At 56.2% G+C, this 24,997-nt stretch carries 21 protein-coding genes and 2 tRNA genes; 4 read left to right on the top strand and 19 right to left on the bottom strand.

Annotated elements, in window-relative coordinates:
• Positions 1-32 precede the first annotated feature (32 nt).
• The 17 genes from D8B20_RS02225 to rlmE form a co-directional block, all read right to left on the bottom strand.
• On the bottom strand, positions 33-1,925 hold the full coding sequence (locus D8B20_RS02225) for a DEAD/DEAH family ATP-dependent RNA helicase (protein WP_145886734.1): 1,893 nt from the start codon (positions 1,923-1,925) through the stop codon (positions 33-35).
• Positions 1,926-1,941: 16 nt separating this feature from the next.
• Entirely contained in the window at positions 1,942-1,992 is a 51-nt protein-coding gene (gene yrbN, locus D8B20_RS21985) for a protein YrbN (RefSeq protein ID WP_152689941.1), read from the bottom strand.
• A 111-nt stretch (positions 1,993-2,103) separates the two neighbouring features.
• Positions 2,104-2,988: a lipoprotein NlpI gene (gene nlpI, locus D8B20_RS02215; protein ID WP_145886732.1), complete on the bottom strand. Its 885-nt coding sequence runs from the start codon at positions 2,986-2,988 to the stop codon at positions 2,104-2,106.
• A gap of 129 nt (positions 2,989-3,117) precedes the next feature.
• Positions 3,118-5,253 carry a polyribonucleotide nucleotidyltransferase gene (gene pnp / locus D8B20_RS02210; protein ID WP_145886730.1) on the bottom strand — a complete coding sequence of 712 codons (2,136 nt, stop codon included), beginning with the start codon at positions 5,251-5,253 and terminating at the stop codon, positions 3,118-3,120.
• 308 nt (positions 5,254-5,561) lie between these two features.
• On the bottom strand, positions 5,562-5,831 hold the full coding sequence (rpsO, locus tag D8B20_RS02205) for a 30S ribosomal protein S15 (RefSeq protein ID WP_010615981.1): 270 nt from the start codon (positions 5,829-5,831) through the stop codon (positions 5,562-5,564).
• A 133-nt stretch (positions 5,832-5,964) separates the two neighbouring features.
• Positions 5,965-6,909, bottom strand: a complete 945-nt coding sequence (gene truB, locus D8B20_RS02200) for a tRNA pseudouridine(55) synthase TruB (protein WP_145886728.1) — start codon at positions 6,907-6,909, stop codon at positions 5,965-5,967.
• On the bottom strand, positions 6,909-7,316 hold the full coding sequence (gene rbfA / locus D8B20_RS02195; protein WP_145886726.1) for a 30S ribosome-binding factor RbfA: 408 nt from the start codon (positions 7,314-7,316) through the stop codon (positions 6,909-6,911). Before rbfA ends, truB begins: the two co-directional genes overlap by 1 nt.
• A 65-nt stretch (positions 7,317-7,381) precedes the next feature.
• Positions 7,382-10,072 (bottom strand): translation initiation factor IF-2, encoded by a 2,691-nt coding sequence (gene infB / locus D8B20_RS02190; protein ID WP_145886724.1) that lies wholly within the window; start codon positions 10,070-10,072, stop codon positions 7,382-7,384.
• Between the two features lie 17 nt (positions 10,073-10,089).
• The gene (gene nusA, locus D8B20_RS02185; protein WP_145886722.1) at positions 10,090-11,577 is read right to left on the bottom strand and encodes a transcription termination factor NusA; all 1,488 of its coding nucleotides are present in this window, start codon (positions 11,575-11,577) and stop codon (positions 10,090-10,092) included.
• Between the two features lie 24 nt (positions 11,578-11,601).
• Positions 11,602-12,054, bottom strand: a complete 453-nt coding sequence (rimP, locus tag D8B20_RS02180; protein WP_039382276.1) for a ribosome maturation factor RimP — start codon at positions 12,052-12,054, stop codon at positions 11,602-11,604.
• A gap of 213 nt (positions 12,055-12,267) precedes the next feature.
• Positions 12,268-12,344: transfer RNA gene (locus D8B20_RS02175), tRNA-Met, on the bottom strand.
• Between the two features lie 59 nt (positions 12,345-12,403).
• Positions 12,404-12,490, bottom strand: a tRNA-Leu gene (locus D8B20_RS02170).
• A 46-nt stretch (positions 12,491-12,536) separates the two neighbouring features.
• A complete protein-coding gene (gene secG / locus D8B20_RS02165) occupies positions 12,537-12,872 on the bottom strand; it encodes a preprotein translocase subunit SecG (RefSeq protein ID WP_145886720.1) in 336 nt (111 codons plus the stop codon).
• Positions 12,873-13,091: 219 nt separating this feature from the next.
• Positions 13,092-14,426 carry a phosphoglucosamine mutase gene (gene glmM, locus D8B20_RS02160; RefSeq protein WP_145886718.1) on the bottom strand — a complete coding sequence of 445 codons (1,335 nt, stop codon included), beginning with the start codon at positions 14,424-14,426 and terminating at the stop codon, positions 13,092-13,094.
• 4 nt (positions 14,427-14,430) lie between these two features.
• Positions 14,431-15,264 carry a dihydropteroate synthase gene (gene folP, locus D8B20_RS02155; protein ID WP_145886716.1) on the bottom strand — a complete coding sequence of 278 codons (834 nt, stop codon included), beginning with the start codon at positions 15,262-15,264 and terminating at the stop codon, positions 14,431-14,433.
• Positions 15,265-15,348: 84 nt separating this feature from the next.
• Positions 15,349-17,277 (bottom strand): ATP-dependent zinc metalloprotease FtsH, encoded by a 1,929-nt coding sequence (gene ftsH / locus D8B20_RS02150; protein ID WP_145886714.1) that lies wholly within the window; start codon positions 17,275-17,277, stop codon positions 15,349-15,351.
• Positions 17,278-17,451: 174 nt separating this feature from the next.
• A complete protein-coding gene (gene rlmE / locus D8B20_RS02145; RefSeq protein ID WP_145886712.1) occupies positions 17,452-18,081 on the bottom strand; it encodes a 23S rRNA (uridine(2552)-2'-O)-methyltransferase RlmE in 630 nt (209 codons plus the stop codon).
• A gap of 126 nt (positions 18,082-18,207) precedes the next feature.
• Here rlmE and yhbY point away from each other — a divergent pair, with 126 nt between their 5' ends.
• Complete coding sequence (gene yhbY, locus D8B20_RS02140) at positions 18,208-18,501, top strand: ribosome assembly RNA-binding protein YhbY (RefSeq protein ID WP_145886711.1); 294 nt, start codon at positions 18,208-18,210, stop codon at positions 18,499-18,501.
• Positions 18,502-18,629: 128 nt separating this feature from the next.
• Here the strand turns inward: yhbY and greA are convergent, their stop codons facing one another.
• Positions 18,630-19,106 carry a transcription elongation factor GreA gene (greA, locus tag D8B20_RS02135; protein WP_145886709.1) on the bottom strand — a complete coding sequence of 159 codons (477 nt, stop codon included), beginning with the start codon at positions 19,104-19,106 and terminating at the stop codon, positions 18,630-18,632.
• Between the two features lie 246 nt (positions 19,107-19,352).
• Between greA and dacB the strand changes: the two genes are divergently transcribed.
• Genes dacB through pmrB form a run of 3 tightly spaced genes read left to right on the top strand, consistent with a single transcriptional unit; the run spans position 19,353 to position 22,506 of the window.
• On the top strand, positions 19,353-20,786 hold the full coding sequence (gene dacB, locus D8B20_RS02130; RefSeq protein ID WP_145886707.1) for a serine-type D-Ala-D-Ala carboxypeptidase: 1,434 nt from the start codon (positions 19,353-19,355) through the stop codon (positions 20,784-20,786).
• Entirely contained in the window at positions 20,786-21,448 is a 663-nt protein-coding gene (gene pmrA / locus D8B20_RS02125; RefSeq protein ID WP_145886705.1) for a two-component system response regulator PmrA, read from the top strand. The genes dacB and pmrA overlap by 1 nt, the downstream gene beginning before the upstream one ends.
• The gene (gene pmrB / locus D8B20_RS02120) at positions 21,445-22,506 is read left to right on the top strand and encodes a two-component system sensor histidine kinase PmrB (RefSeq protein ID WP_145886703.1); all 1,062 of its coding nucleotides are present in this window, start codon (positions 21,445-21,447) and stop codon (positions 22,504-22,506) included. Before pmrA ends, pmrB begins: the two co-directional genes overlap by 4 nt.
• Before the next feature lie 4 nt (positions 22,507-22,510).
• Here pmrB and D8B20_RS02115 read toward each other — a convergent pair whose 3' ends face one another.
• Complete coding sequence (locus D8B20_RS02115; protein ID WP_145886701.1) at positions 22,511-24,778, bottom strand: TonB-dependent siderophore receptor; 2,268 nt, start codon at positions 24,776-24,778, stop codon at positions 22,511-22,513.
• Positions 24,779-24,997: the final 219 nt, after the last annotated feature.

The raw sequence follows: 24,997 nt of genomic DNA, 5'->3' as shown, positions 1-24,997 counted from the left end.
AGCGTCCTTTTTTATGCTTAAGCGCTGATCACTCAGGCATCACGGCGACGGGAAACGGCACCCTCTTCGCGACGCGGACCACGGCTACCTTCACGGCTGAAGCGTCCGCCTTCGCGGCCACCTTCACGACGCTCAGAGAAGCGACGCGGTGCGCCTTCGCCACGTGGTGCGCCATCACGGCTACCGCGACGCTCGCCACCGAAGTCACGACCACCGCCACGGCGCTCAGTGCGCTCGTGCGGCTGTGCATCACCCAGCAGCTGCATATTCATCGGCTTGTTCAGAATACGCGTGCGCGTAAAGTGCTGCAGGACTTCACCCGGCATGCCTTTTGGCAGCTCGATAGTGGAGTGCGTACCGAACAGCTTGATGTTACCGATGTAACGGCTGCTGATGTCGCCTTCGTTGGCAATAGCGCCCACGATGTGACGGACTTCAACGCCATCGTCACGGCCCACTTCAATGCGGTACAGCTGCATTTCACCAACGTCACGACGCTCGCGACGCGGACGATCGCCATCACGGCTATCGCGGCTGTCACGGTCACGACGTGGACGATCGCCACGCTCATCACGGTCACGGAACTCACGACGCTGTGGACGTGGTGCATCCGGTGGCAGAATCAGTGGACGTTCACCCTGTGCCATTTTCAGCAGGGCTGCGGCCAGCGTTTCCATATCCAGCTCTTCTTCCGGCTGCATTTTGCTCAGCAGTGCACGGTACTGATCCAGATCGCTGCTTTCCAGCTGCTGCTGGACTTTGGCAGCGAACTGCGCCAGACGGCGCTGGCTCAGGAGCTCTGCGTTTGGCAGTTCCACTTCCGGAATCGTCAGCTTCATGGTGCGTTCAATGTTACGCAGCAGGCGACGCTCGCGGTTCTCAACGAACAGCAGGGCGCGACCGGCACGGCCCGCACGACCGGTACGGCCGATACGGTGAACGTAAGATTCCGCATCCATTGGGATGTCGTAGTTAACGACCAGGCTGATACGCTCAACGTCCAGACCACGAGCCGCAACGTCCGTCGCGATCAGAATGTCCAGGCGACCGTCTTTCAGGCGCTCCAGCGTCTGCTCACGCAGAGCCTGGTTCATGTCGCCGTTCAGTGCGGCGCTGTTGTAACCGTTGCGCTCCAGCGTTTCAGCCACTTCCAGCGTTGCGTTTTTGGTGCGCACGAAGATGATCGCCGCATCAAAATCTTCGGCTTCCAGGAAGCGCACCAGAGCATCTGATTTGCGACCGTAAGCTGTCCAGTAAGACTGCGAAATGTCCGGACGCGTCGTGATGCTGGACTGAATGCGTACTTCCTGCGGATCGCGCATGAAACGCTTGGTAATGCGGCGAATCGCTTCCGGCATGGTGGCAGAGAACAGGGCCGTCTGATGGCCTTCCGGAATCTGCGCCATGATCGTTTCGACGTCTTCGATGAAGCCCATACGCAGCATTTCATCGGCTTCGTCCAGTACCAGACCACGCAGGTTAGAGAGGTCCAGGGTGCCGCGCTTCAGGTGGTCCAGCAGACGACCTGGGGTACCGACCACGATCTGTGGTCCCTGACGCAGTGCGCGCAGCTGCACGTCATAACGCTGGCCACCGTACAGGGCCACCACGTTCACGCCGCGCATGTGTTTAGAGAATTCTGTCATCGCTTCAGCGACCTGTACCGCCAGTTCGCGGGTTGGGGCCAGCACCAGGATTTGTGGTGCGCGGACAGAAGGATCAACGTTGTTCAGCAGCGGCAGAGAGAAGGCTGCTGTTTTACCACTACCGGTCTGCGCCATACCCAGTACGTCACGGCCCGCCAGCAGGTGAGGAATACACTCAGCCTGGATTGGCGAAGGCTTCACATAGCCCATACCGTTCAGTGATTCAAGGATGTCGGCGTTCAGGCCCAGATCTGCAAAAGTGGTTTGAATATCAGTCATGTAGTACACGTGCCTCTTAGATTGCGGCGGCCAGTCTACATAACTCGTCGTGAAAACTTTCAGTCATTTTCATCAAAAAGTGTGAACCGGCTCAAATTAGAAGTTTTGACGAACAGAAAAGCCCTCACCTCTGCAGGTGATGACTTTACAGGTAAAACAGGCAATAAAAGTTCGTCAGCTATTGCTGGTCAGATTCTGATAAATCGTCTTGTGTCTGGCCGAGTTGCGCCAGTTCCAACAATGCGTATCGGTGTTCAACAAAGTTATTCACGTTGTTGGCGACCGCCAGTTTGAACAACGCTTTCGCGTCGTCCTTCTCCCCCAGACTTAGGTAGTACTTACCTAAATAGAAGTTGGTTTCACTGAGATGTTCAGCGAGCGAGGTGTTATCCGTTGCGTCCGCCTTGAGACGTTCCATCAATGTTTTCTCACTGATGTCGCCCAGGTAGAACTCGACAATATTCCATCCCCATTGGTCCTTAGCCGCTTTTTCGTAACGCTGTCTGAGCGTCACTTTTGCCTTGTCGGCGTCCATATCGCTTTCGACGAGATAGAGCCAGAGGCTGCGGAACGGATCGTTAGGATCGTCTTGATAAAACGCCAGCAGATCATCTTGCGCTAACTTGTATCGACCGCCGTAATAGAGGGCGATACCACGGTTTAAATGCGCATAGTTGTAAGTTGGATCAAGCTCAAGTACAGAATCAAACGCTTCATAGGCAGCATCAAAGTTGCCTGCCTGCGTTAAATATATGCCGAGATAGTTAAACACTTCCGGCATATCCGGTCTGATAGACAACGCTTGCGAGAAATCGTTTCGCGCTAATGCCCGCAGACCCAAACTATCATACAACACTCCGCGCTCATATAACAGCTGTGCGCGTTCATCATCGGTCAGGGCTCGACTGGCAAGAATTTGTTCCATTCGCGCCAGAATCACTTCCTGCTGCAGTGTGGGCTGCAAAGGTACTGCCAGAACTTCGTTCTTACGCCAATTGGAGTTGCTGCATCCTGCCAGCGTGAGAGCTGTCGCAACAAAACACCAGCGCAAAAAAGGCTTCATTTCCCACTCCCGAATACAAACATTGGGATAACCATCCTGTCATCCGCCTGCTGTGCACAAGGATTCCCGCCCTCGCGATGATCCAAACACCTCTCCCTGCAACGCAGGGAGAGGCTAATCAGGTGATGCTTACTCAGCCTGAGGCGCATCAGTTGCAGCAGCTGCTTCTTCCGCTGGCTTCTGCTCTGTGGCTTCTTTGATGCTGAGACGGACGCGGCCCTGACGGTCCACTTCCATCACTTTCACCGGTACTTCCTGGCCCATCTGCAGGTAATCGGTCACTTTCTCTACGCGCTTATCAGCGATCTGAGAGATGTGTACCAGACCTTCTTTGCCACCACCGATGGCAACGAACGCGCCGAAGTCAACGATGCGGGTAACTTTACCTGCGTAAATGCGGCCCACTTCGATTTCTGCGGTGATCTCTTCGATGCGGCGAATCGCTTCTTTCGCTTTCAGGCCGTCGGTCGCAGCGATTTTCACGGTGCCATCATCTTCGATTTCGATGGTGGTGCCGGTCTCTTCGGTCAGCGCACGGATAACTGAACCGCCTTTACCAATAACATCTTTGATCTTGTCGGAATTGATCTTGATGGTGTAAATGCGCGGCGCAAATTCGGAGATCTCCTGACGCGGCGTGCTGATAGCCTGTTCCATCACGCTCAGGATGTGCAGACGCGCACCTTTCGCCTGGTTCAGTGCCACCTGCATGATTTCGCGGGTGATGCCTTCGATTTTGATGTCCATCTGCAGCGCAGTAATACCTTCACGGCTACCGGCTACTTTGAAGTCCATATCGCCCAGGTGGTCTTCATCGCCCAGGATGTCAGACAGTACGACAAACTTCTCGTCTTCTTTGACCAGACCCATCGCGATACCGGCAACTGCGGCTTTGATCGGTACACCCGCATCCATCAGCGCCAGTGACGCACCACAGACGGAGGCCATGGAAGAGGAACCGTTGGATTCGGTAATTTCAGATACCACACGTACGGTGTACGGGAACGCGTCCTGCTTAGGCATAACTGCCAGCACGCCACGCTTCGCCAGTCGGCCGTGACCAATTTCACGACGCTTCGGTGAACCGACCATGCCGGTTTCACCCACCGAGTACGGAGGGAAGTTGTAGTGGAACAGGAAGCTGTCGGTGCGCTCACCCATCAGCTCATCCAGGCTCTGCGCATCACGCGCGGTACCCAGTGTAGCGGCAACCAGTGCCTGCGTTTCACCACGGGTGAACAGCGCAGAACCGTGGGTACGTGGCAGTACGCCAGTGCGCACGTCCAGACCACGGATCATATCTTTTTCACGACCATCAATACGCGGTTCGCCGTTCAGGATACGGGTACGGACCACGTTCTTTTCCAGGCTGTGCACGATATCGCCGATTTCGGCTTCATCCAGCGTGTCATCCTCTGCCAGCAGCGCAGCAATGGTTTCGTCTTTGATGACGCCAACCTGTGCGTAACGCTCCTGCTTGTCAGTGATGCGGTAAGCATCGCTGATGCGCGCTTCAGCAAATGCCGCTACGCGTGCAATCAGCGCGTCGTTAGCCGGCTCCGGCTGCCAGTCCCAGCGAGGTTTGCCAGCTTCAGCAACCAGCGCATTGATGTTTTCAATTACCACCTGCTGCTGATCGTGGCCAAAGACCACCGCACCCAGCATTTGATCTTCAGTCAGGATATCCGCTTCAGATTCCACCATCAGTACGGCGTTCTGGGTACCGGCAACCACCAGATCCAGGCGCGACTGTTTGATCTCATCAGCAGTCGGGTTCAGTACGTACTGGTCGTTGATGTAACCCACGCGCGCTGCGCCGATTGGGCCATTAAACGGAATACCTGACAGTGACAGCGCGGCAGACGCGCCGATCATCGCCACGATATCCGGGTTAACCTGCGGGTTAACAGAAACGACGGTAGCAATGACCTGCACTTCGTTGACGAAGCCTTCCGGGAACAGCGGGCGAACCGGGCGGTCAATCAGACGCGCAATCAGGGTTTCGCCTTCGCTTGGACGGCCTTCACGACGGAAGAAGCTGCCCGGGATACGGCCAGCAGCGTAGGTACGCTCCTGGTAGTTGACGGTCAGCGGGAAGAAGTCCTGACCAGGTTTTGCTTTTTTCTGGCCAACAACGGTAACGAATACCGCGGTGTCGTCCATGCTTACCATTACGGCGGCAGTGGCCTGGCGTGCCATCATGCCGGTTTCCAGCGTGACGGTATGCTGACCATATTGGAATTTGCGTACGATCGGGTTCAGCAAAATTTAAGTCCTTAAATTCGGGGCAAAGCCTCATCGGCCCGCCGGGGATTACCGATCTTTAGTTGCATCCTCGCGACTAATGACAACCCTTAACCGCCCCTGCGGTAAAGCCTCTCATTAGCCGCGCGAACCTCTGCAAGCAAAGATCACTCTCAGCAACAATACATGAGTTTGGTCCGGATTGCTGCCGATTGCTCGAAAAAAGGGGCCTTAAAGGCCCCCTTTTCGCGAAACTCGCACAAATCTGATCGCCAGATGCGCCTTTTTGCATACTGCATACGCTACATCGTTGATCAGATTCTTCAGACTTAGCGACGCAGACCCAGGCTTTCGATCAGGCTGGTGTAGCGAGCAACGTCTTTACGCTTCAGGTAGTCCAGCAGCTTACGACGCTGGGATACCATGCGCAGCAGACCGCGACGGCTGTGGTGGTCTTTCTTGTGCTCAGAGAAGTGACCCTGCAGGTGGTTAATCTGAGCAGTCAGCAGAGCAACCTGAACTTCAGTTGAACCGCTGTCGTTAGCGCCACGACCGTATTTGGCAACGATCTCTGCTTTAGCTTCTACGCTTAGAGACATAATAAACTCCAGTAAAAAAATGAATGTATGGGTGCCGATCTCTAATTCAGCAGCCCGCTTTTAAAGCCGCGCTATTCTACTCTTCGCCCGATAGCAACGCAAATGCGCCGTGGCGGCCAGGACGGGCTTTTGATCAGGCGGGAAACTCCACCACCAGTCGACGCGGCGCCACACGCCCGTCGCCGGCGATTTCCGCCATCCCAATGAAGTTTGCCGCGTCACCTTCCGTGACGCGCACCAGTCCGCTTGCCGGCGCTTCTGCCGCCTTTACCGGCATCCCCTGTTTAAACAGGGCAGCGGTGGCTGCCGGCAGATTCACCACCGGAAAAGCAGCGGCCGGGCTGTCCATCGGCAGCAGCAAAGCGTCCAGCGGCGCGTAGTCCGGCGTTTCTGCCGCGTTAACCTGCTCAGCCAGCGTCTGCAGCTGCGCTAATGTCATCATCCGCGCAACCGGATAACGCGCCACCTGCAACCGGCGCAGCATGATCACGTGTGCCCCGCAGCCCAGCTTTTCACCTAAATCGTCAATGATGGTGCGAATATAGGTGCCTTTGGATACGTGGATTTCCAGCTCCAGCTCATTGCCTTCCCAGCGGATGAACTGCAGCTCAAACACGGTAATCGGGCGCGCTTCGCGCGGTACGGTGATGCCTTCACGCGCATATTCATATAACTTGCGGCCCTGGTACTTCAGCGCGGAAAACATCGTCGGCACCTGCAGGGTGTCGCCACGAAAACTTTCCAGTGCGGCATCCAGTTCCTGCTGGCTGAAGCTGACCGGACGCGTTTCGACAAGGTTGCCATCGGCGTCAGACGTGTCTGTACGCTCGCCCAGCCGGGCGATCACCCGATAACGCTTGTCAGCGTCCAGCAGATACTGCGAAAACTTGGTGGCTTCGCCGAGGCAGATCGGCAGCATGCCGGTCGCCAGCGGATCCAGCGCGCCGGTGTGGCCCGCTTTATTGGCATGAAACAGGCGCTTTACCTTTTGCAGCACATCGTTGGAGGATGCGCCCTGGTGTTTATCCAGCAGGAAAACACCGTGTACGTCGCGACCGCGACGACGAGGACGACTCATCAGTCCTCCTTGTCATCTTCCGCCGGGCTTTCACCACGACGCTCAGCGTCATTCCTGATCACATTGGAGACCAGATTCGACATGCGCATCCCTTCAATCAGCGAGTTGTCGTAGAAGAAGGTCAGCTCCGGTACGATACGCAGACGCATGGCTTTGCCAAGCAGAATACGAATGTAGCCGGACGCTTCTTTCAGCGCCTTCAGGCCGTTTTTTACTGCTTCTTCATCTTTGTCGTTGAGGAAGGTCACGAACACTTTGGCATACGCCAGGTCGCGTGAGACTTCCACGCCAGAGACGGTGACCATCATGCCGAGACGCGGGTCTTTGATTTCACGCTGCAGAATAATTGCGATCTCTTTCTGCAACTCCTGCGCGACGCGCTGCGGGCGGCCAAACTCTTTCGCCATAATGATTTCTCCCAAATAATTCGGGAGGCCAGAGGCCTCCCAAATTGCATCACATCGACTTACGATTACTCGATGGTGCGTTTAACTTCAATCACTTCGAACACTTCGATCATATCGCCAACGCGAACGTCGTTGTAGTTCTTCACGCCGATACCACACTCCATGCCGTTACGCACTTCGTTGACGTCATCTTTAAAGCGACGCAGGGATTCCAGCTCGCCTTCGTAGATCACCACGTTGTCGCGCAGGACGCGGATCGGGTTGTGACGTTTGATGTTGCCTTCGGTCACCATACAGCCGGCAATCGCGCCAAACTTCGGTGACTTGAACACATCACGCACTTCGGCCAGACCGATGATCTGCTGTTTGAACTCCGGTGCCAGCATACCGCTCATCGCCGCTTTCACTTCGTCAATCAGGTTATAGATGACGGAGTAGTAGCGCAGGTCCACGTTTTCCGCGTCAATGACGCGACGGGCAGAGGCATCTGCACGTACGTTAAAGCCGAGGATGATGGCGTTGGACGCCGCAGCCAGCGTGGCGTCGGTTTCGGTGATACCACCCACGCCGGAACCGATAATCTTCACCTTCACTTCGTCGGTGGAGAGTTTCAGCAGCGAGTCGGAGATCGCTTCCACAGAGCCCTGTACGTCGGACTTCAGTACGATGTTCAGCTCGGACACTTCGCCTTCAGTCATGTTGGCAAACATGTTTTCCAGCTTGGACTTCTGCTGACGCGCCAGTTTCACTTCGCGGAATTTACCCTGACGGTACAGCGCCACTTCACGCGCTTTCTTCTCGTCACGTACTACAGTCGCTTCATCACCCGCTGCCGGCACACCGGACAGGCCAAGGATTTCCACCGGAATGGACGGACCCGCTTCCAGCACTTCGCGACCCAGCTCATCACGCATCGCACGCACGCGGCCGTATTCGAAGCCACACAGCACGATGTCGCCTTTGTTCAGCGTACCTTCGCGTACCAGCACGGTAGCAACCGGACCACGTCCTTTATCCAGGAACGATTCGATTACCACACCGCTCGCCATACCCTGACGGATAGCGGTCAGTTCCAGCACTTCCGCCTGCAGCAGGATAGCGTTCAGCAGATCGTCGATACCGGTACCGGCTTTGGCCGACACGTTGACGAACATGTTCTCGCCGCCCCACTCTTCCGGGATGATGCCGTACTGCGTCAGCTCGTTCTTCACGCGGTCCGGATCGGCTTCTGGCTTATCAATCTTGTTCACGGCAACCACAACCGGCACACCGGCCGCTTTCGCGTGCTGGATAGCTTCGATGGTCTGCGGCATCACGCCGTCGTCCGCCGCCACAACCAGGATAACGATATCCGTTGCCTGCGCACCACGGGCACGCATGGCGGTAAACGCGGCGTGGCCTGGGGTGTCGAGGAAGGTGATCATGCCGTTGTCAGTTTCAACGTGGTAAGCACCGATATGCTGGGTAATGCCGCCCGCTTCGCCAGAGGCGACCTTGGTGGAACGGATGTAGTCCAGCAGAGAGGTTTTACCGTGGTCAACGTGACCCATGATGGTAACGACCGGTGCACGGCTTTCCTGTGCTGCATCGGTATCACGATCGTCCATTACCGCTTCTTCCAGCTCGTTTTCGCGGCGCAGGATCACTTTATGACCCATCTCTTCCGCGACCAGCTGTGCCGTTTCCTGGTCAATTACCTGGTTGATGGTGGCCATGGCCCCCATCTTCATCATCGCTTTGATGACCAGTGAGCCTTTCACCGCCATTTTGTTGGCCAGTTCGGCTACGGTGATGGTTTCACCGATGATCACGTCACGGTTAACGGCCTGGGCTGGCTTGTTGAAGCCCTGCTGCAGTGAGCTTGGCTTACGGTGTTTGCCACCTTTACCACCACGCACCTGCGCACGCGCTTCTTCACGATCGGTTTTGGCTTCCGCGTGCTTGTTGCCTTTTTTCGCCGGACGCGCAGCTTTGGTGCTACGGGTACGGCCACGACCGCCTTCAACTTCGCGATCGTTCTCGTCTTCCGCCTGACGGGCGTGAGTCGAAGTGGTGACGTGATAGTCGCCTTTATCTTCTTCTTCCGGTTTTTCCCATTCAGCCGCTTTTTCTTCGGCCAGACGGCGGGCTTCTTCAGCCACGCGGCGCGCATTTTCTTCAAGCTTACGGCGGGCTTCTTCTTCTGCTTTACGCTTCAGTTCAGCCGCTTCGGCTTCACGACGGGCTTTGTCAGATTGCGCAGCCTTGGTCATTTCGTCGGTAGGTTGATTAGTCACTTTCTCATTTTCCGCTGCTTCACGCTTAGCCTTTTCAGCGGCTTCGCGCTTGGCTTTCTCTTCGGCTTCACGTTGCGCTTTTTGTTCAGCTTCGCGACGGGCCTGTTCTTCTGCCTCGCGACGCGCCTGCTCTTCCGCTTCACGCTGCGCCTGGGCTTCTGCTTCTGCCTGAGCTTGCTCAGCCTCAGCATCGCCTTTCACGTATGTGCGCTTTTTGCGGACTTCGATTTGCACCGATTTACTTTTACCCCCGGTGCCTGGAATATTCAAGGTGCTGCGCGTCTTGCGCTGCAACGTCAGTTTACCTGAACCGGTCTGACCGTGTTCACGATTCAGGTGGGACAGTAAGGTCTCTTTCTCTTGCTGGGATACCGCATCGTTCTCAGACTTACGGATCCCCGCATCAGCAAATTGCTGTACCAGGCGATCGACCGGAGTCTGAATTTCGGCGGCCAGCGATTTTACGGTTACATCTGTCATGCTGTTCCTTCCTGTTATTACGCGTCATCGCCGAACCAGCAGATATTACGTGCAGCCATAATCAGCGCACCGGCCTTCTCATCATCCAGCCCTTCAATATCTGTCAGATCGTCAACACCTTGCTCAGCGAGATCTTCCAGCGTGCAAACGCCTTTCGACGCCAGGCGATACGCCAGCGCACGATCCAGGCCCTCGAGATTCAGCAGGTCTTCAGCAGGTTCCTGATTACCAAGGCTCTCTTCTTTCGCTAATGCCAGGGTGGTTAACGCATTTTTTGCTCGTTCACGCAGGGCTTCAATGGTCTCTTCATCGAGGCCGTCGATTTCCAGCAGCTCGTTGATTGGCACATAAGCCAATTCTTCCAGCGAAGAGAAGCCCTCTTCCACCAGAACGGTGGCGAACTCTTCGTCGATGTCGAGATGTTTAGTGAACATATCGATTGCTGCATGGGCTTCAGCCTGATGCTTCGCCTGCAGATCATCGACGGTCATCACGTTCAGCTCCCAGCCGCTCAGCTGGGAAGCCAGACGCACGTTTTGGCCGTTACGGCCGATCGCCTGAGCCAGATTGCCGGCTTCAACAGCGATATCCATGGTGTGATTATCTTCATCCACCACAATTGACGCCACATCGGCAGGTGCCATGGCGTTAATCACGAACTGTGCCGGGTTATCATCCCACAGCACGATATCGATACGCTCGCCGCCCAGTTCACTGGAAACCGCCTGAACGCGCGCACCGCGCATACCGACGCAGGCACCAACCGGGTCGATACGTTTGTCGTTGGTTTTCACCGCGATTTTGGCACGTGAACCCGGATCGCGCGCTGCCGCTTTGATCTCGATAACTTCTTCGCCGATTTCCGGTACCTCAATGCGGAACAGTTCGATCAGCATTTCCGGCTTGGAACGGGTCACGAACAGCTGCGCACCGCGCGCTTCCGGACGTACGGCGTACAGGACGCCGCGAATGCGGTCGCCCGGACGGAAGTTTTCACGCGGCAGCATATCTTCACGCACGATAACCGCTTCAGCGTTGTTGCCAAGGTCCAGCGTGATGTTGTCGCGGTTTACCTTTTTCACCACACCGGTGATGATGTCGCCTTCCTGCTCGCGGAACTGATCGACCACCATGGCGCGCTCGGCTTCACGCACTTTCTGCACGATAACCTGCTTGGCCGTTTGAGTGGTGATGCGGTCGAAGGTGACAGATTCGATCTGATCTTCGACGAAATCGCCCAGATTGAAGGCTTCATCTTCAAAGCGTGCTGCTTCCAGCGTGATCTCGCGCGTCGGCTGCGTGACTTCTTCTACGACCTGCCAGCGACGGAAGGTATCGAAATCTCCGCTGCGACGATCAATGCTGACGCGCACGTCGATTTCCTGCTCATACTTCTTCTTTGTCGCAGTGGCCAAAGCGCTCTCCAGCGCTTCGAAGATTTTCTCACGCGGCAGGGCTTTTTCGTTAGAAACGGCTTCTACTACAGCTAAGATCTCTTTGTTCATCCTGGTTAGCCTCAATCCGGACTTTTAAAAGTGGGGGACCAGGTTCGCTTTCTGAATGTTGCTCAGCGCGAACACTTCATCGTTGCCCTCAACGGTTACCGTGATCATCTCGCCTTCAACAGACTTAATGATGCCCTGCCATTTGCGGCGGTTCTGCACGGCCATACGCAGTACCAGACTCACCTCTTCACCGGCGAAACGCGCATAGTGTTCAGCAGTGAAGAGAGGACGATCGAGACCCGGTGAGGACACTTCAAGGTTGTAAGCCACCGTAATCGGATCTTCCACATCCATCACAGCGCTCACCTGGTGGCTGACATCGGCGCAATCATCAACATTGATACCCTCTTCACTATCAATATAGATGCGCAAGGTTGATGTGCGACCACGAACGAACTCGATACCGACCAGCTCGTAGCCAAGCGCTTCTACCGGAGCAGAGATCAACTCTGTCAATTTTTGCTCTAATGTGGACAAGCCCACCCCCAAGACATAAAAAAAGGGCCTATAGCCCAGTGTTACGATTTCCTGATAACAAAAAACCCCGAAAATTCGGGGCTTTTTGTGACTGGACCCTGTATGCCGCAGTGCGGCTTCGGCACACCATCCAGAAGAATTTTTTTCAAAAACTCACTGATGATGCGTCCGTCGATGCATACAGTATATTTGAAAAAGAACTCTTAGGGAAAGTGGTTGCGGGGGCCGGATTTGAACCGACGACCTTCGGGTTATGAGCCCGACGAGCTACCAGGCTGCTCCACCCCGCGTCCGAAAACGTGGCGAATATTACGCCGATCTTGCGAAAATTGCAAGTTATACTGAGAATTGGTACCGAGGACGGGACTTGAACCCGTAAGCCCTTTCGAGCACTACCACCTCAAGGTAGCGTGTCTACCAATTTCACCACCTCGGTACTGCACTGACTGCGACGATGCGTTGTCGCTTAAGCGTTGACGATCTTACTGCGGGATGTCATTGCCCGGCGTGGCCGGTTTAGCTGGCTGCGTCTGCTGTTCAGACTGCGCCGGCGCAGTGAGGTTTTCCCACTCGCTTCCTTTGGAAGATTTATTACTGTTCAGGTTGCCCAGAATCAGACTGATAATGAAGAACAGCGTTGCCAGTACTGCAGTCATACGAGTCATGAAGTTACCTGACCCGGTTGAACCGAACAGCGTGCCTGACGCGCCTGCACCGAATGAGGCTCCCATATCAGCGCCTTTGCCCTGCTGCAGCATGATCAGACCTACGAGGCCAATCGCTACAATAAGGAAAACAACCAACAGAGCTTCGTACATAATCAACCTGTTTCCTTGCGCGTTATCCGCACAGTTAAAGCTTCAACCAATATTGACGGGGAGTATCGTCATCACCCATCAGAAGCGGGTGTGAATACTAACCAAAGGCGCAAACCTCTGCAAGTGCAATTTTCGCGAAGCATTTCAATTGCAGAAAAAAACGCCATCGCGGTGATTTTACAGGCGGAACGCGGCAAAACGTCCCGCCTGAAAATCGCGTTATACCGCTTTTACCGCTTCGGCAATCTGATGCGCCAGCGTGTTCACCTGCGCCTCATCTTCACCTTCCACCATCACGCGAATCAGCGGTTCTGTCCCGGATTTACGCAGCAGCACGCGACCGCGGCCCGCCAGGATTTTTTCCGCTTCCGCCGCAGCGTTTTTTACCGCTTCACTTTCCAGCGGATCGTGGCTGCCGCTGAAGCGGACGTTCACCAGCACCTGCGGCAGCATCTTCATGCCGCTGCACAGATCGTGCAGGCTCATGTGATTACGCACAATGGCAGTGAGCACTTGCAAACTTGCAACAATGCCGTCACCGGTGCTGATTTTATCCAGCAGGATAACATGGCCCGAATTTTCAGCGCCCATGCGCCAGCCTTTTTCCTGCATTTTCTCCAGCACGTAGCGGTCGCCCACTTTGGCGCGGGTGAAAGGAATACCCAGCTGTTTCAGCGCCAGCTCCAGCCCCATGTTGCTCATCAGCGTACCGACCACGCCGCCACGCAGCTGGCCCTGGCGCAGGGCTTCACGGGCGATGATATAGAGAATCTGGTCGCCATCGACCTTCTGCCCCAGATGATCCACCATCATGATGCGATCGCCATCGCCGTCGTAGGCCAGACCCAGATCCGCCTGCTCATCCAGCACGCGCTGCTGCAGCTGACGCAGGTCCGTCGCACCACAGGCTTTGTTGATGTTCATGCCGTCCGGCTGCACGCCGATGGCGATAACCCGCGCACCCAGCTCACGCAACACGTTGGGCGCAATGTGGTAGGTCGCCCCGTTGGCGCAGTCTACAACAATTTTCAGGCCGTTCAGGCTCAGCTCACTCGGGAATGTGCCTTTGCAGAACTCAATGTAGCGACCGGCGGCATCCACGATGCGGCTGGCACGGCCCAGCTCAGCGGATTCCACGCAGGTGAGCGGTTTTTCCAGCTCCAGCTCAATCGCGGCTTCAACGTCGTCAGGCAGTTTGGTGCCTTCGGCGGAGAAAAACTTGATACCGTTATCGTCAAACGGGTTATGCGAAGCTGAAATCACGATACCGGCTTCGGCGCGGAAAGTGCGGGTCAGATAGGCAATCGCCGGCGTGGGCATCGGGCCGGTAAACGCAGCGGATAAGCCGGCTGCCGCCAGGCCTGCTTCCAGCGCCGACTCCAGCATATAACCTGAAATGCGGGTATCCTTGCCAATCAGGACCTTACGCGAGCCCGAACGCGCCAGCACTTTTCCGGCAGCAAAGCCCAGTTTGAGAACAAAATCCGGTGTGATAGGCGCTTCACCTACTTTGCCGCGGATACCATCTGTCCCGAAATATTTACGCTCACTCATGCCTTTATCCTTTTGCTCTCCGTGTTGCTTCAACAATGCGCATCGCCTCAACGGTTTCTTTCACATCGTGCACACGAATAATCTGCGCGCCCTGCATTGCCGCAATGACGGCGCAGCTCAGGCTGCCCGTCAGGCGCTGCGAAGGGCCTACGTTTAGCAGCTGGCCAATCATGGATTTCCGTGACATGCCTGCCAGCAGCGGCAGACCATAATGGTGAAAATGGCTGAGATGGGCCAGCAGCTCATAATTGTGGCTGAGATTCTTACCGAAACCGAAGCCCGGGTCGAGCAGCAGATGCTCTTTTTTAATGCCGGCCGATTCACAACGGGCGATCTGCGCCGCGAAGTAAGCATCCACTTCTTTCACAATATCCTGATAGGCCGGTGCCTGCTGCATCGTCCGCGGCTCGCCCTGCATATGCATCAGACACACCGGCAGGCCGCATTCGGCGGCCGCTTCAAGGGCGCCAGGTTCGGACAGAGAACGCACATCATTAATAATATGCGCCCCCACTCGCGCGGCTTCACGTATCACTGCGGCTTTTGAGGTATCAACAGAAATCCACACTTCAAAACGCTGCGCAATCGCCTCTACCACTGGAATAACGCGCGCCAGCTCCTCGTCCACGCTGACTTCGTCCGCGCCCGGCCGCGTCGACTCACCGCCAACATCAATGATGGTGGCGCCGGCATTGACCATTTCATTGGTGTGCGTCAGCGCATCCACCAGCGTGTTGTGGCTGCCGCCATCTGAGAAGGAGTCCGGCGTGACATTCAGAATGCCCATCACATGGGGAAAAGAGAGATCGAGATGGGAATCACGGGCGTACAACTTCATGGCGGAAATCTCCTTCGGAATAACAGAATCGCTGAATGTAAAAAACCCCGGACCGGCCGGGGTTTTTGCTGAGGCGCGGGCCTCTTATTTGTCGAACTGCTCTGACATGGTGTTGCCAGGGTTCGGCGTACGCGGTTCATCAACCGGACGTGGCGCCTTTGGCGTACCGTTGCTGTCAGAGTTGCTGCTGCCCGGGTCTTCCCAGCCAGCTGGCGGACGCACTTCGCGGCGCGCCATCAGATCGTCAATCTGAGGAGCATCAATGGTTTCATACTTCATCAGCGCGTCTTTCATCGCGTGAAGGATGTCCATGTTTTCACCCAGAATACGGCGTGCACGCTGATAGTTGCTGTCGATCAGATGCTTCACTTCCTGGTCGATGATGCGTGCCGTTTCATCGGACATGTGCTTGGCTTTTGCGACTGAACGGCCAAGGAACACTTCCCCGTCTTCTTCTGCATACAGAAGCGGACCGAGTTTTTCCGAGAAGCCCCACTGGGTCACCATGTTACGTGCCAGGTTGGTCGCCACTTTAATGTCATTAGAGGCACCAGTCGACACGTGTTCCGCACCGTAGATGATCTCTTCTGCCAGACGGCCGCCGTACAGCGTGGAAATCTGGCTTTCCAGTTTCTGACGGCTGGCGCTGATCGCGTCGCCCTCAGGCAGGAAGAAGGTCACACCCAGCGCGCGACCGCGCGGGATAATCGTCACTTTATGCACCGGATCGTGTTCCGGCACCAGGCGACCAATAATGGCGTGACCCGCTTCGTGGTACGCGGTGGACTCTTTCTGGGCTTCGGTCATCACCATGGAGCGGCGTTCCGCACCCATCATGATTTTGTCTTTGGCTTTTTCGAACTCAACCATCGACACGACGCGTTTGTTGCCGCGGGCAGCAAACAGCGCCGCTTCGTTGACCAGGTTTGCCAGGTCCGCGCCCGAGAAGCCAGGCGTACCGCGTGCGATGATCGCAGCATCAATGTCAGTGGCCAGCGGCACGCGGCGCATATGCACTTTCAGGATCTGCTCACGACCACGCACGTCTGGCAGTCCAACCACTACCTGACGGTCGAAACGGCCTGGACGCAGCAGCGCCGGGTCCAGCACATCCGGACGGTTAGTTGCGGCGATAACGATGATGCCTTCATTACCTTCAAAGCCATCCATCTCAACCAGCATCTGGTTCAGGGTCTGCTCACGTTCGTCGTGACCGCCGCCTAAACCGGCACCACGCTGACGGCCTACCGCATCGATCTCATCAATAAAGATGATGCACGGCGCCGCTTTTTTCGCCTGTTCGAACATGTCACGCACGCGCGATGCACCGACACCGACGAACATTTCCACGAAGTCCGAACCAGAAATGGTAAAGAACGGCACTTTTGCTTCGCCGGCAATCGCTTTTGCCAGCAGCGTTTTACCGGTACCCGGCGGGCCCACCATCAGCACGCCTTTGGGAATTTTACCCCCCAGTTTCTGGAAGCGGCTTGGTTCACGCAGGTACTCAACCAGCTCACCCACCTCTTCTTTCGCTTCATCACAGCCAGCGACATCAGCAAAGGTGGTTTTGATCTGATCTTCGGTCAGCATGCGGGCTTTGCTTTTGCCGAAGGACATCGCGCCCTTGCCGCCGCCGCCCTGCATCTGCCGCATAAAGAAGATCCAGACGCCAATCAACAGCAGCATCGGGAACCAGGAGATGAAGATAGAAGCCAGCAGGCTCGGTTCTTCCGGTGGTTCGCCAACCACTTTGACGTTTTTGGTCAACAGGTTATCGAGTAACTTGGGATCATTGACAGGAATGTAGGTCGTATATTTATTACTGTCTTTTTTAGTTACGTTAATCTCACGCCCGTTAATACGTGCCTCGCGGACCTGATCCTGGTTCACTTCCGACAGGAAGGTTGAATAATCAACCCTACGGCCATTCGACTCGCTGGGCCCAAAGCTCTGGAAGACAGACATCAGCACGACCGCGATGACTAACCAGAGAATCAGGTTTTTCGCCATGTCACTCAAGGGATTAACCTCATATTACAACGGTGTTAACAGACAGCGTAGGGTACTATATATCCTTCATACCTGGAATCGCGTCGCGGCTGAATTTGCTGCTTTACCCTGAAACTCAGAATCTGACATCAGAATAAACGCACTCTTACCTTGTTTTGATCCCGATACTAAGGGCTACAGTTTGCGCCCTGTCGCCACAATGTACACTTCGCGCGAACGTAATCGCGAAGCGTCCGGCTTACGAATTTTCACTTTCGTAAACAGGGAGCGAATTTCCCGCAGGTATTCATCGAAGCCATCTCCCTGAAACACTTTCACAACAAAACTGCCGCCCGGTGCCAGTACATCCCGACACATTTCCAGCGCCAGTTCAACCAAATACATTGAACGCGGAATATCTACCGCTGGCGTTCCGCTCATGTTCGGGGCCATGTCAGACATTACCACCTGAACTTTCTGATCGCCCACCCGCTCCAGCAGCGCTTTCAGCACGGCCTCATCACGGAAATCGCCCTGCAGAAAATCGACGCCGACAATCGGGTCCATCGGCAGCAAATCACAGGCGATGATACGGCCATTTGCGCCAATCTGTTGTACCACATATTGCGACCAGCCGCCGGGGGCAGCACCCAAATCAACGACAGTCATGCCGGGTTTGAAAAGCTTGTCACCCTGCTGAATTTCTTCAAGTTTAAACCAGGCGCGCGAACGCAACCCTTTTTTCTGTGCCTGTTGCACATATTTATCGCTAAAGTGTTCCTGAAGCCAGCGACTGGAACTGGCCGAACGCTTTTTACCCGTCATAATATTTCCAGTTAAATCGTCATCGTAGCGATAAATCAGCACGCATGGGGTCGCGTTGATTTGGCGATACACTCGAGATGGCGGTAGAATGAACCGTTTTCAATCCCTGAGTAAGCAAATAATACGATGAATCTGAGTACCAAACAAAAACAGCACCTGAAAGCCCTTGCCCATCCGCTGAAACCTGTCGTGATGATTGGCGGTAACGGCCTGACCGAAGGCGTGCTCGCCGAGATCGAACTGGCGCTCAACCATCACGAATTGATCAAGGTAAAAATTGCCGCGGAAGATCGTGAAACCAAACAGCTGATCGTTGAAGCCATCGTGCGTGAGACCAAAGCAAGCAATGTGCAGGTTATCGGCAATGTGCTGGTGCTGTATCGCCCTGCCCAGGAGCGCAAAATTACTCTGCCACGTTAAGCGAACCGCGCAAGCGGTGATAACGGGCAGAGAAAGTGCCATGCTCCGGCATGGGATAAAAGGCCGCAGCGCGGCCTTTTTCCTTTCTTTACAATATGCCGCTACGCATTTCAAAGCGTAGCAACATCTTAGATGTATTCCACCTTCAGCACTTCATATTCCACATCGCCGCCCGGGGTTTTCACAATGGCAACGTCGTCCGCCTCTTTCCCCACCAGGCCACGTGCCATCGGCGAGTTCACGGAAATCAGGTTCTGCTTAAAGTCCGCTTCGTCGTCGCCCACAATGCGGTAAGTGAACTCTTCGTCGGTATCAAGATTGAGTACAGTTACCGTCGCGCCAAAAATCACGCGGCCGGTTTTTGGCATCGTGGTGACATCAATCACCTGCGCATTGGAGAGTTTGGCTTCAATCTCCTGAATACGCCCTTCGCAGAACCCCTGCTCCTCGCGTGCCGCGTGGTACTCCGCATTCTCTTTCAGGTCGCCGTGCTCGCGGGCTTCGGCAATGGAAGCGATGATGCGTGGACGCTTAACGGTTTTCAGTTCGTTCAGCTCTTCACGCAGCTTCTCAGCGCCTTTTAACGTCATCGGAATCTGATTCATTTTGGCTCCTCGTCATCTATCCTGGGTAACGGCGTCATCCTGACCGGTGACAGCAGAAAACAGCTTCTGCGGCGCGTAACCTCTTTTCACAAGCAAAAGAAGCCTGACCCGGAAAGCTTTCCGGGTCAGGATCGGTTTTGCATTTTGATACGTATTTTACCCCAGAGTTCCCTGTGGGTCATCGTTTACTTTGCACCGTCCGGGGACGTAGTATTGACGCCTTCACCCGTCAGTTACCGCGAGATTATGCGATTTTCACGACTTGTTACCGGATTAACCTGTGCGTTTATGCTGCAGGCACAAGCAGCTCCCGTTGATGAATACATGCAGTATTTACCAGACGGCGCAAACCTGGCGCTGATGGTACAAAAAGTGGGCGCATCCACCCCGATAATCGATTATCACGGCAAACAGATGGCCCTGCCGGCCAGTACCATGAAGGTCGTTACCGCGCTGGCGGCCCTGCTGGAGCTGGGGCCGGACTTCCATTTTCAGACCACGCTGGAGACCAAAGGCGCTATCAATGATGGCACGCTGAATGGCGATCTGGTGGCGCGTTTTGGCGGTGATCCGACACTGACGCGTCAGGATCTGCGGAATATGGTGGCGGCCCTGAAAAAACAGGGGATCACGCATATCAAAGGCAATCTGGTGATCGATACCTCGGTGTTTGCCAGCCATGATATGGCACCGGGCTGGCCGTGGAACGATCTCACGCAGTGCTTCAGCGCGCCGCCGGGGGCCGCTATCGTTGATAAGAACTGCTTCTCCGTTTCCCTCTACAGCGCTGCCACGCCGGGTGAAAACGCCTTTGTGCGCATTGCCTCTTACTATCCGGCACACATGTTCAGTCAGGTGCGCACCATCGGCCGCAATAGCGGCGAAGGGCAATACTGCGAGCTGGACGTAGTACCCGGCGAGCTGAACCGCTATACGCTCACCGGCTGCATGCGTCAGCGCGCCGAGCCGCTGCCGCTGGCCTTTGCCGTGCAGGACGGCGCCGCCTGGGCGGGCGAAATCCTCAAAGCCCAGCTGCGTGACGCCGATATTGATTACAGCGGTCATCTGGTGCGTCAGTCACAGGTGACTTCGCCCGGCACCGTGCTGGCATCCACCCAGTCTGCACCGCTGCATACCCTGCTGCACACCATGCTGAAGAAATCGGACAATATGATTGCCGATACCGTCTTCCGCACCATTGGTCATCACTACTTCAACGTGCCGGGCACCTTCCGCGCTGGTTCGGATGCGGTGCGCCGTATTCTGCGCGAAAAAGCCGGCGTTGACCTCGGTAACAGCATTCAGGTTGACGGCTCCGGCCTGTCGCGCCATGACCTGATTGCCCCGGATACCATGATGCAGGTACTGCAATACATTGCGAAAAACGACGCTACGCTGAATTATATTTCTATGCTGCCGCTGGCCGGCTACGACGGCACGCTGCAATACCGCGGCGGTCTGCATGAAGCCGGACTGGATGGCAAGGTCTCAGCAAAAACCGGCTCTCTGCAGGGCGTCTATAATCTGGCTGGATTCATTACCACTTCCAGCGGCGCACGCGTGGCATTCGTGCAGTTCCTGTCCGGCTATGCCGTGCCACCGGAAGATCAGAAAACGCGCCGCATTCCGCTGGTGCGCTTTGAAAGCCGCCTCTATACGGACATTAACAGGAATAATTAATGAAACTGTTGATCGTTGAAGATGATGCGCTGTTGCAGTCCGGCCTGGCGCAGGCGCTGAGCGGTCAGGGCTATGCCGTCGACTGCGCCGGCACCGCAGCAGAGAGCAATGCCCTGCTGCGCAGCGGTCAGTACAGTCTCATTGTGCTGGACCTCGGCCTGCCCGATCGCGATGGCGCGACGCTGCTGCGCCAGTGGCGGCGCGACGGCATGACGATCCCGGTGCTGATCCTCACAGCGCGCGATGCGCTGGAGGATCGCGTAGACGGGCTGGATGCTGGCGCGGATGATTATCTGGTAAAGCCGTTTGCGCTGGCCGAACTGCAGGCGCGCGTTCGTGCGCTGATCCGCCGCTATCAGGGCCACAGCGATAACCTGCTGCAGCAGGGCGATCTGACGCTCAACCTCGGCTCACAGCAGGTACTGCTGGAGAACCGCCCGCTGGAGATTACGCCAAAAGAGTTTGCGCTGCTGACGCGCCTGCTGATGCGCGTGGGCCAGAATGTGCATCGCGAAACCCTGCAGCAGGATCTCTACAGCTGGAACGACGATCCCGGTTCCAACACCTTAGAAGTTCACATCCACAACCTGCGGCGCAAGCTGGGCAAAGATCGTATCAAAACCGTGCGCGGCGTAGGTTATCGACTGGAACTGCGCGAATGAACAGCATGCGTCAGCGGTTACTGATTATGCTGGCGCTGATCCTCCTCACCTGCCAGGTGATGAGCGCCATCTGGCTGTGGCACGAGAGCCGCGAGCAGATCAGTTTTCTGGTGAATGAAACCCTCTCTGCGCAGGCGCGCAACGATCGCGTGGAAGATGAAATCCGTGAAGCGATCGCCTCACTGCTGCTGCCATCTCTGGTGATGATCTGCCTGACGCTGCTGCTGTCGTTCTGGGCAATTAACTGGATTATCCGCCCGCTGCGCGCGCTGCAGGATAGTCTGGCGCACCGTTCCGCCGATAACCTCACCCCGCTGCCGGTCTATTCAGAAATGGACGAGATCGTGGCGGTGACCTCCTCGATCAACCAGCTGTTTTCCCGGCTTGACCATACGCTGCAGCAGGAGCGCCTGTTCACTGCCGATGCCGCTCACGAGCTGCGCACGCCGCTGGCTGGCCTGCGTCTGCACCTTGAGCTGCTGCACCAGCAGCAGGTGCCGCAAAGCGCCATGCTGATTGAGCGCATCGATCAGCTGATGCACACCGTAGAGCAGTTGCTGATGCTGTCGCGTGCCGGGCAGGCGCTGGCCGGGGGTCACTATCAGCAATTACAGTGGCAGCAGGACATCATGCAGCCGCTGGCACCAGAGATGGCTGAGCTTTACGCGCAGCGGCAGCAAAGGCTGCACTGGCCTGCCGGCGAAGACGTGCCGCAACAGGGCGAAGCCGTACTGCTGCGTCTGATGCTGCGCAACCTGCTGGAGAATGCCTCACGCTACAGCCCGGAAGGCAGCGAGGTTACGGTGAAACTGCTGCAGGACAAACAGCAGGTAACAGTGGAAGTGTGGGATCAGGGGCCGGGGATTGATGCCGATGCGGCAGAGGAGTTAACCCAGGCTTTCCGCCGCCGCGATCAGCGCTACGGCGGCAGCGGGCTGGGTTTGAATATCGTGCTGCGTATTGTGCAGATGCACCGCGGTACGCTGACGCTGGTAAACCGCGAAGATCGCAGCGGACTGATCGCCCGCTGCGTTTTACCGCATCATCTGATTGGCTGAAACGTCAGAAATGCGTGTTCAGGCTCATAAACCAGGTGCGACCGGATTCGTTGTAGGTATTGGCTCCGGCTCCATAAAGATACGCGCCAGTGGTGGTGTTGCCGGTGGTCTGCGCGTTGCCCGCCCGGAAGTGACGCTTATCGAACAGGTTGTCGATACCCAGCGTAACGCTGGCGTAGCGGTTGATCGCGTAGGTGCCGCTCAGGCCAAGAACAGAATAAGGCGCCACTTTATCACGTGCGCTGCCGGTCACCGGCTGACCTTTGTAGTCATACTTTTTCGGTGTCTGCGTGCCGTACCACGTCAGGGTGGTTTGCAGCGACAAATCCTGGGTCGCCTGCCAGCTCAGCGCCGTATTCAGCGTATAGGCCGGAATAATTGACAGCCGATCGCCCGTCTCCTTATTTTTGCTTTGCAGCATGTAGGTGAAGTTGTTGTTCCACATCACGCTGTCAGCAAGCGGCAGATTAACGGTGCCTTCCAGCCCTTCCACCACCGCTTTCGGCACATTTTCCCATTTATAGATATCCGTGCGGCCATTGGACGCTTTGCTGACCGGACTGTAACCCGCTTCAATCTTGTTGCGATAATCGTTGCGGAACCAGGTCAGGCCGGCCTGATAGCCTGCGTGTTTCCACTCCAGGCCCACCTCTTTATTGATGCTGTTTTCCGCTTTCAGATCGCTATTGCCCTGCAGGTAACAGGCACCGGTGCTGGCAGCGCAGCCCTGGCCGTTGCTGTACAGCAGATAGTTCGGGTTGGTCTGATACAGGCTCGGGGCTTTATACGCGCGGCCAATGCCCATCTTCAGCGTGAGATCATCGCCCAGCCCCTGCGACAGATTCAGCGACGGGCTCCAGTTATCCCCGACAATGGAGTGATGATCAAACCGCAGCCCCGGCGTCAGCATCGTGCTGTCGGTCAGCTCCATATTGTCTTCGGCAAACAGCGAAAAGATTTCCGCCCGGGCATAGGGACTGCGGCCGGTACTGGCGATGCCCGGCACCGCGCCATTGCTGGCGGCCTGAGTTGTTGAAGAAGGATCTTTCATCCGCTGCTGATTCCATTCACTGCCCAGCGTGGCGGTCTGGTTCACACCGAATTCAAACGGCAGACTCACTTCACTGTGCAGCAGCAGGTCGTCCAGCTGAATGGTGCTGAAGCCACTGTCAGAGAAGATGCCTTCCGTGCCGCCCGCCAGCCCTTCATTGATACGGCTGTTACGGGTCTTCTCATAGCGTGCGTAAGTGTTGGTGCTGATCCCGTTATCCCATGCGCCGCTCCATTTCAGCGACAGCGTCTGGCGATAAAGCCGGTTGGTCTCCTCACCGTACAGCCGTTTTACCAGCGCGCTGGTGTTGGTATTCTGCGTATCGCCAGCGTACAGATTCCCCTGCCGGCTGTATCCGCCCTGTAGCTCCAGGGTTTGCATCGGCGCAAAAGCCCAGCTCAGCAACGCGTTAATATCTTTATTAACGGCACCTTCCCGCCCGGCCGGATAACTGCCGGCATAGCTGCCGGTACGTGCCGCCGCATGGCCGGCGTTGATATCGTAGGCATCGGCCTGCGTTTTCGCTAAACCGCCGTACAGCCGGAAATTCACCTCATCACCCAGCGGCCCTTCAAGGCTGAAACTGGTGCGACGGGTCGCCCCTTCCGCTTTATGTTCCGGCACGTTGTAGTAGGCGTTCCACGAACCGTGCCACTGCGCATCGCCGGACTTTTTCGTGATGATATTGACGACCCCGCCCGCCGCGCCATTGCCGTAGCGCACCGCGGCGGGACCACGAATGATATCGATGTGATCGATCATCTCCGGCGGCACCCAGTTCGTGTCGCCGCGCGTATCACGCTCACCGCGCCAGCCCAGACGCACTGAATTGCGGCTGGTTACCGGCATGCCATCGACCATAATCAGGGTGTTTTCCGGCCCCATGCCGCGAATGTCGATCTGACGGTTATTGCCGCGCTGGCCGCTGGTGGAGTTGCCGGTCAGGTTGACGCCTGGCATGGTGCGGATGATTTCCGACAGGTCGCGCGCGGGCGGATGCTTTTTGATTTCGTCAGCGGAAATGGTCGACACGCCGGGCGCCTGCAGCGTCTGCTGCTGCGCCGTCACCATCAGCGTCCCGCCGTTCACGGCAGCCGCCTCGGGCGCGGTCGGGTGAGAGGTATCGGCATTGTCGGCGGCGCAGACGCTGGCAGAGAGCAGCGTGGCGCTGAGCCCCAGTTCAAGCCAGCCGGTGAAGGTTAAACGCACACTATTTTTCATTGTTTTCAATCCTGGATGACCAGAAAACGCTGCAGCCGTTTTGCTGGCGAGCCGGTAAGAAGGTCCCTGTTCTGATACCGCAACGCTTCACACCTGGCCGTGCCTTCCTTAGCGCAAACCCGGCGGGTGCCGGCTGGCAGGCGAAACGTGCGCGCTCTGGGCGAGCGCTGCCACACTATTGCAAATGCAAATAATTATCAATAGTATTAACAATTAATG

The organism is Candidatus Pantoea soli, from assembly GCF_007833795.1.
Lineage (GTDB): Bacteria > Pseudomonadota > Gammaproteobacteria > Enterobacterales > Enterobacteriaceae > Pantoea > Pantoea soli.
This window is presented reverse-complemented; position numbering and strand designations above follow the sequence as displayed.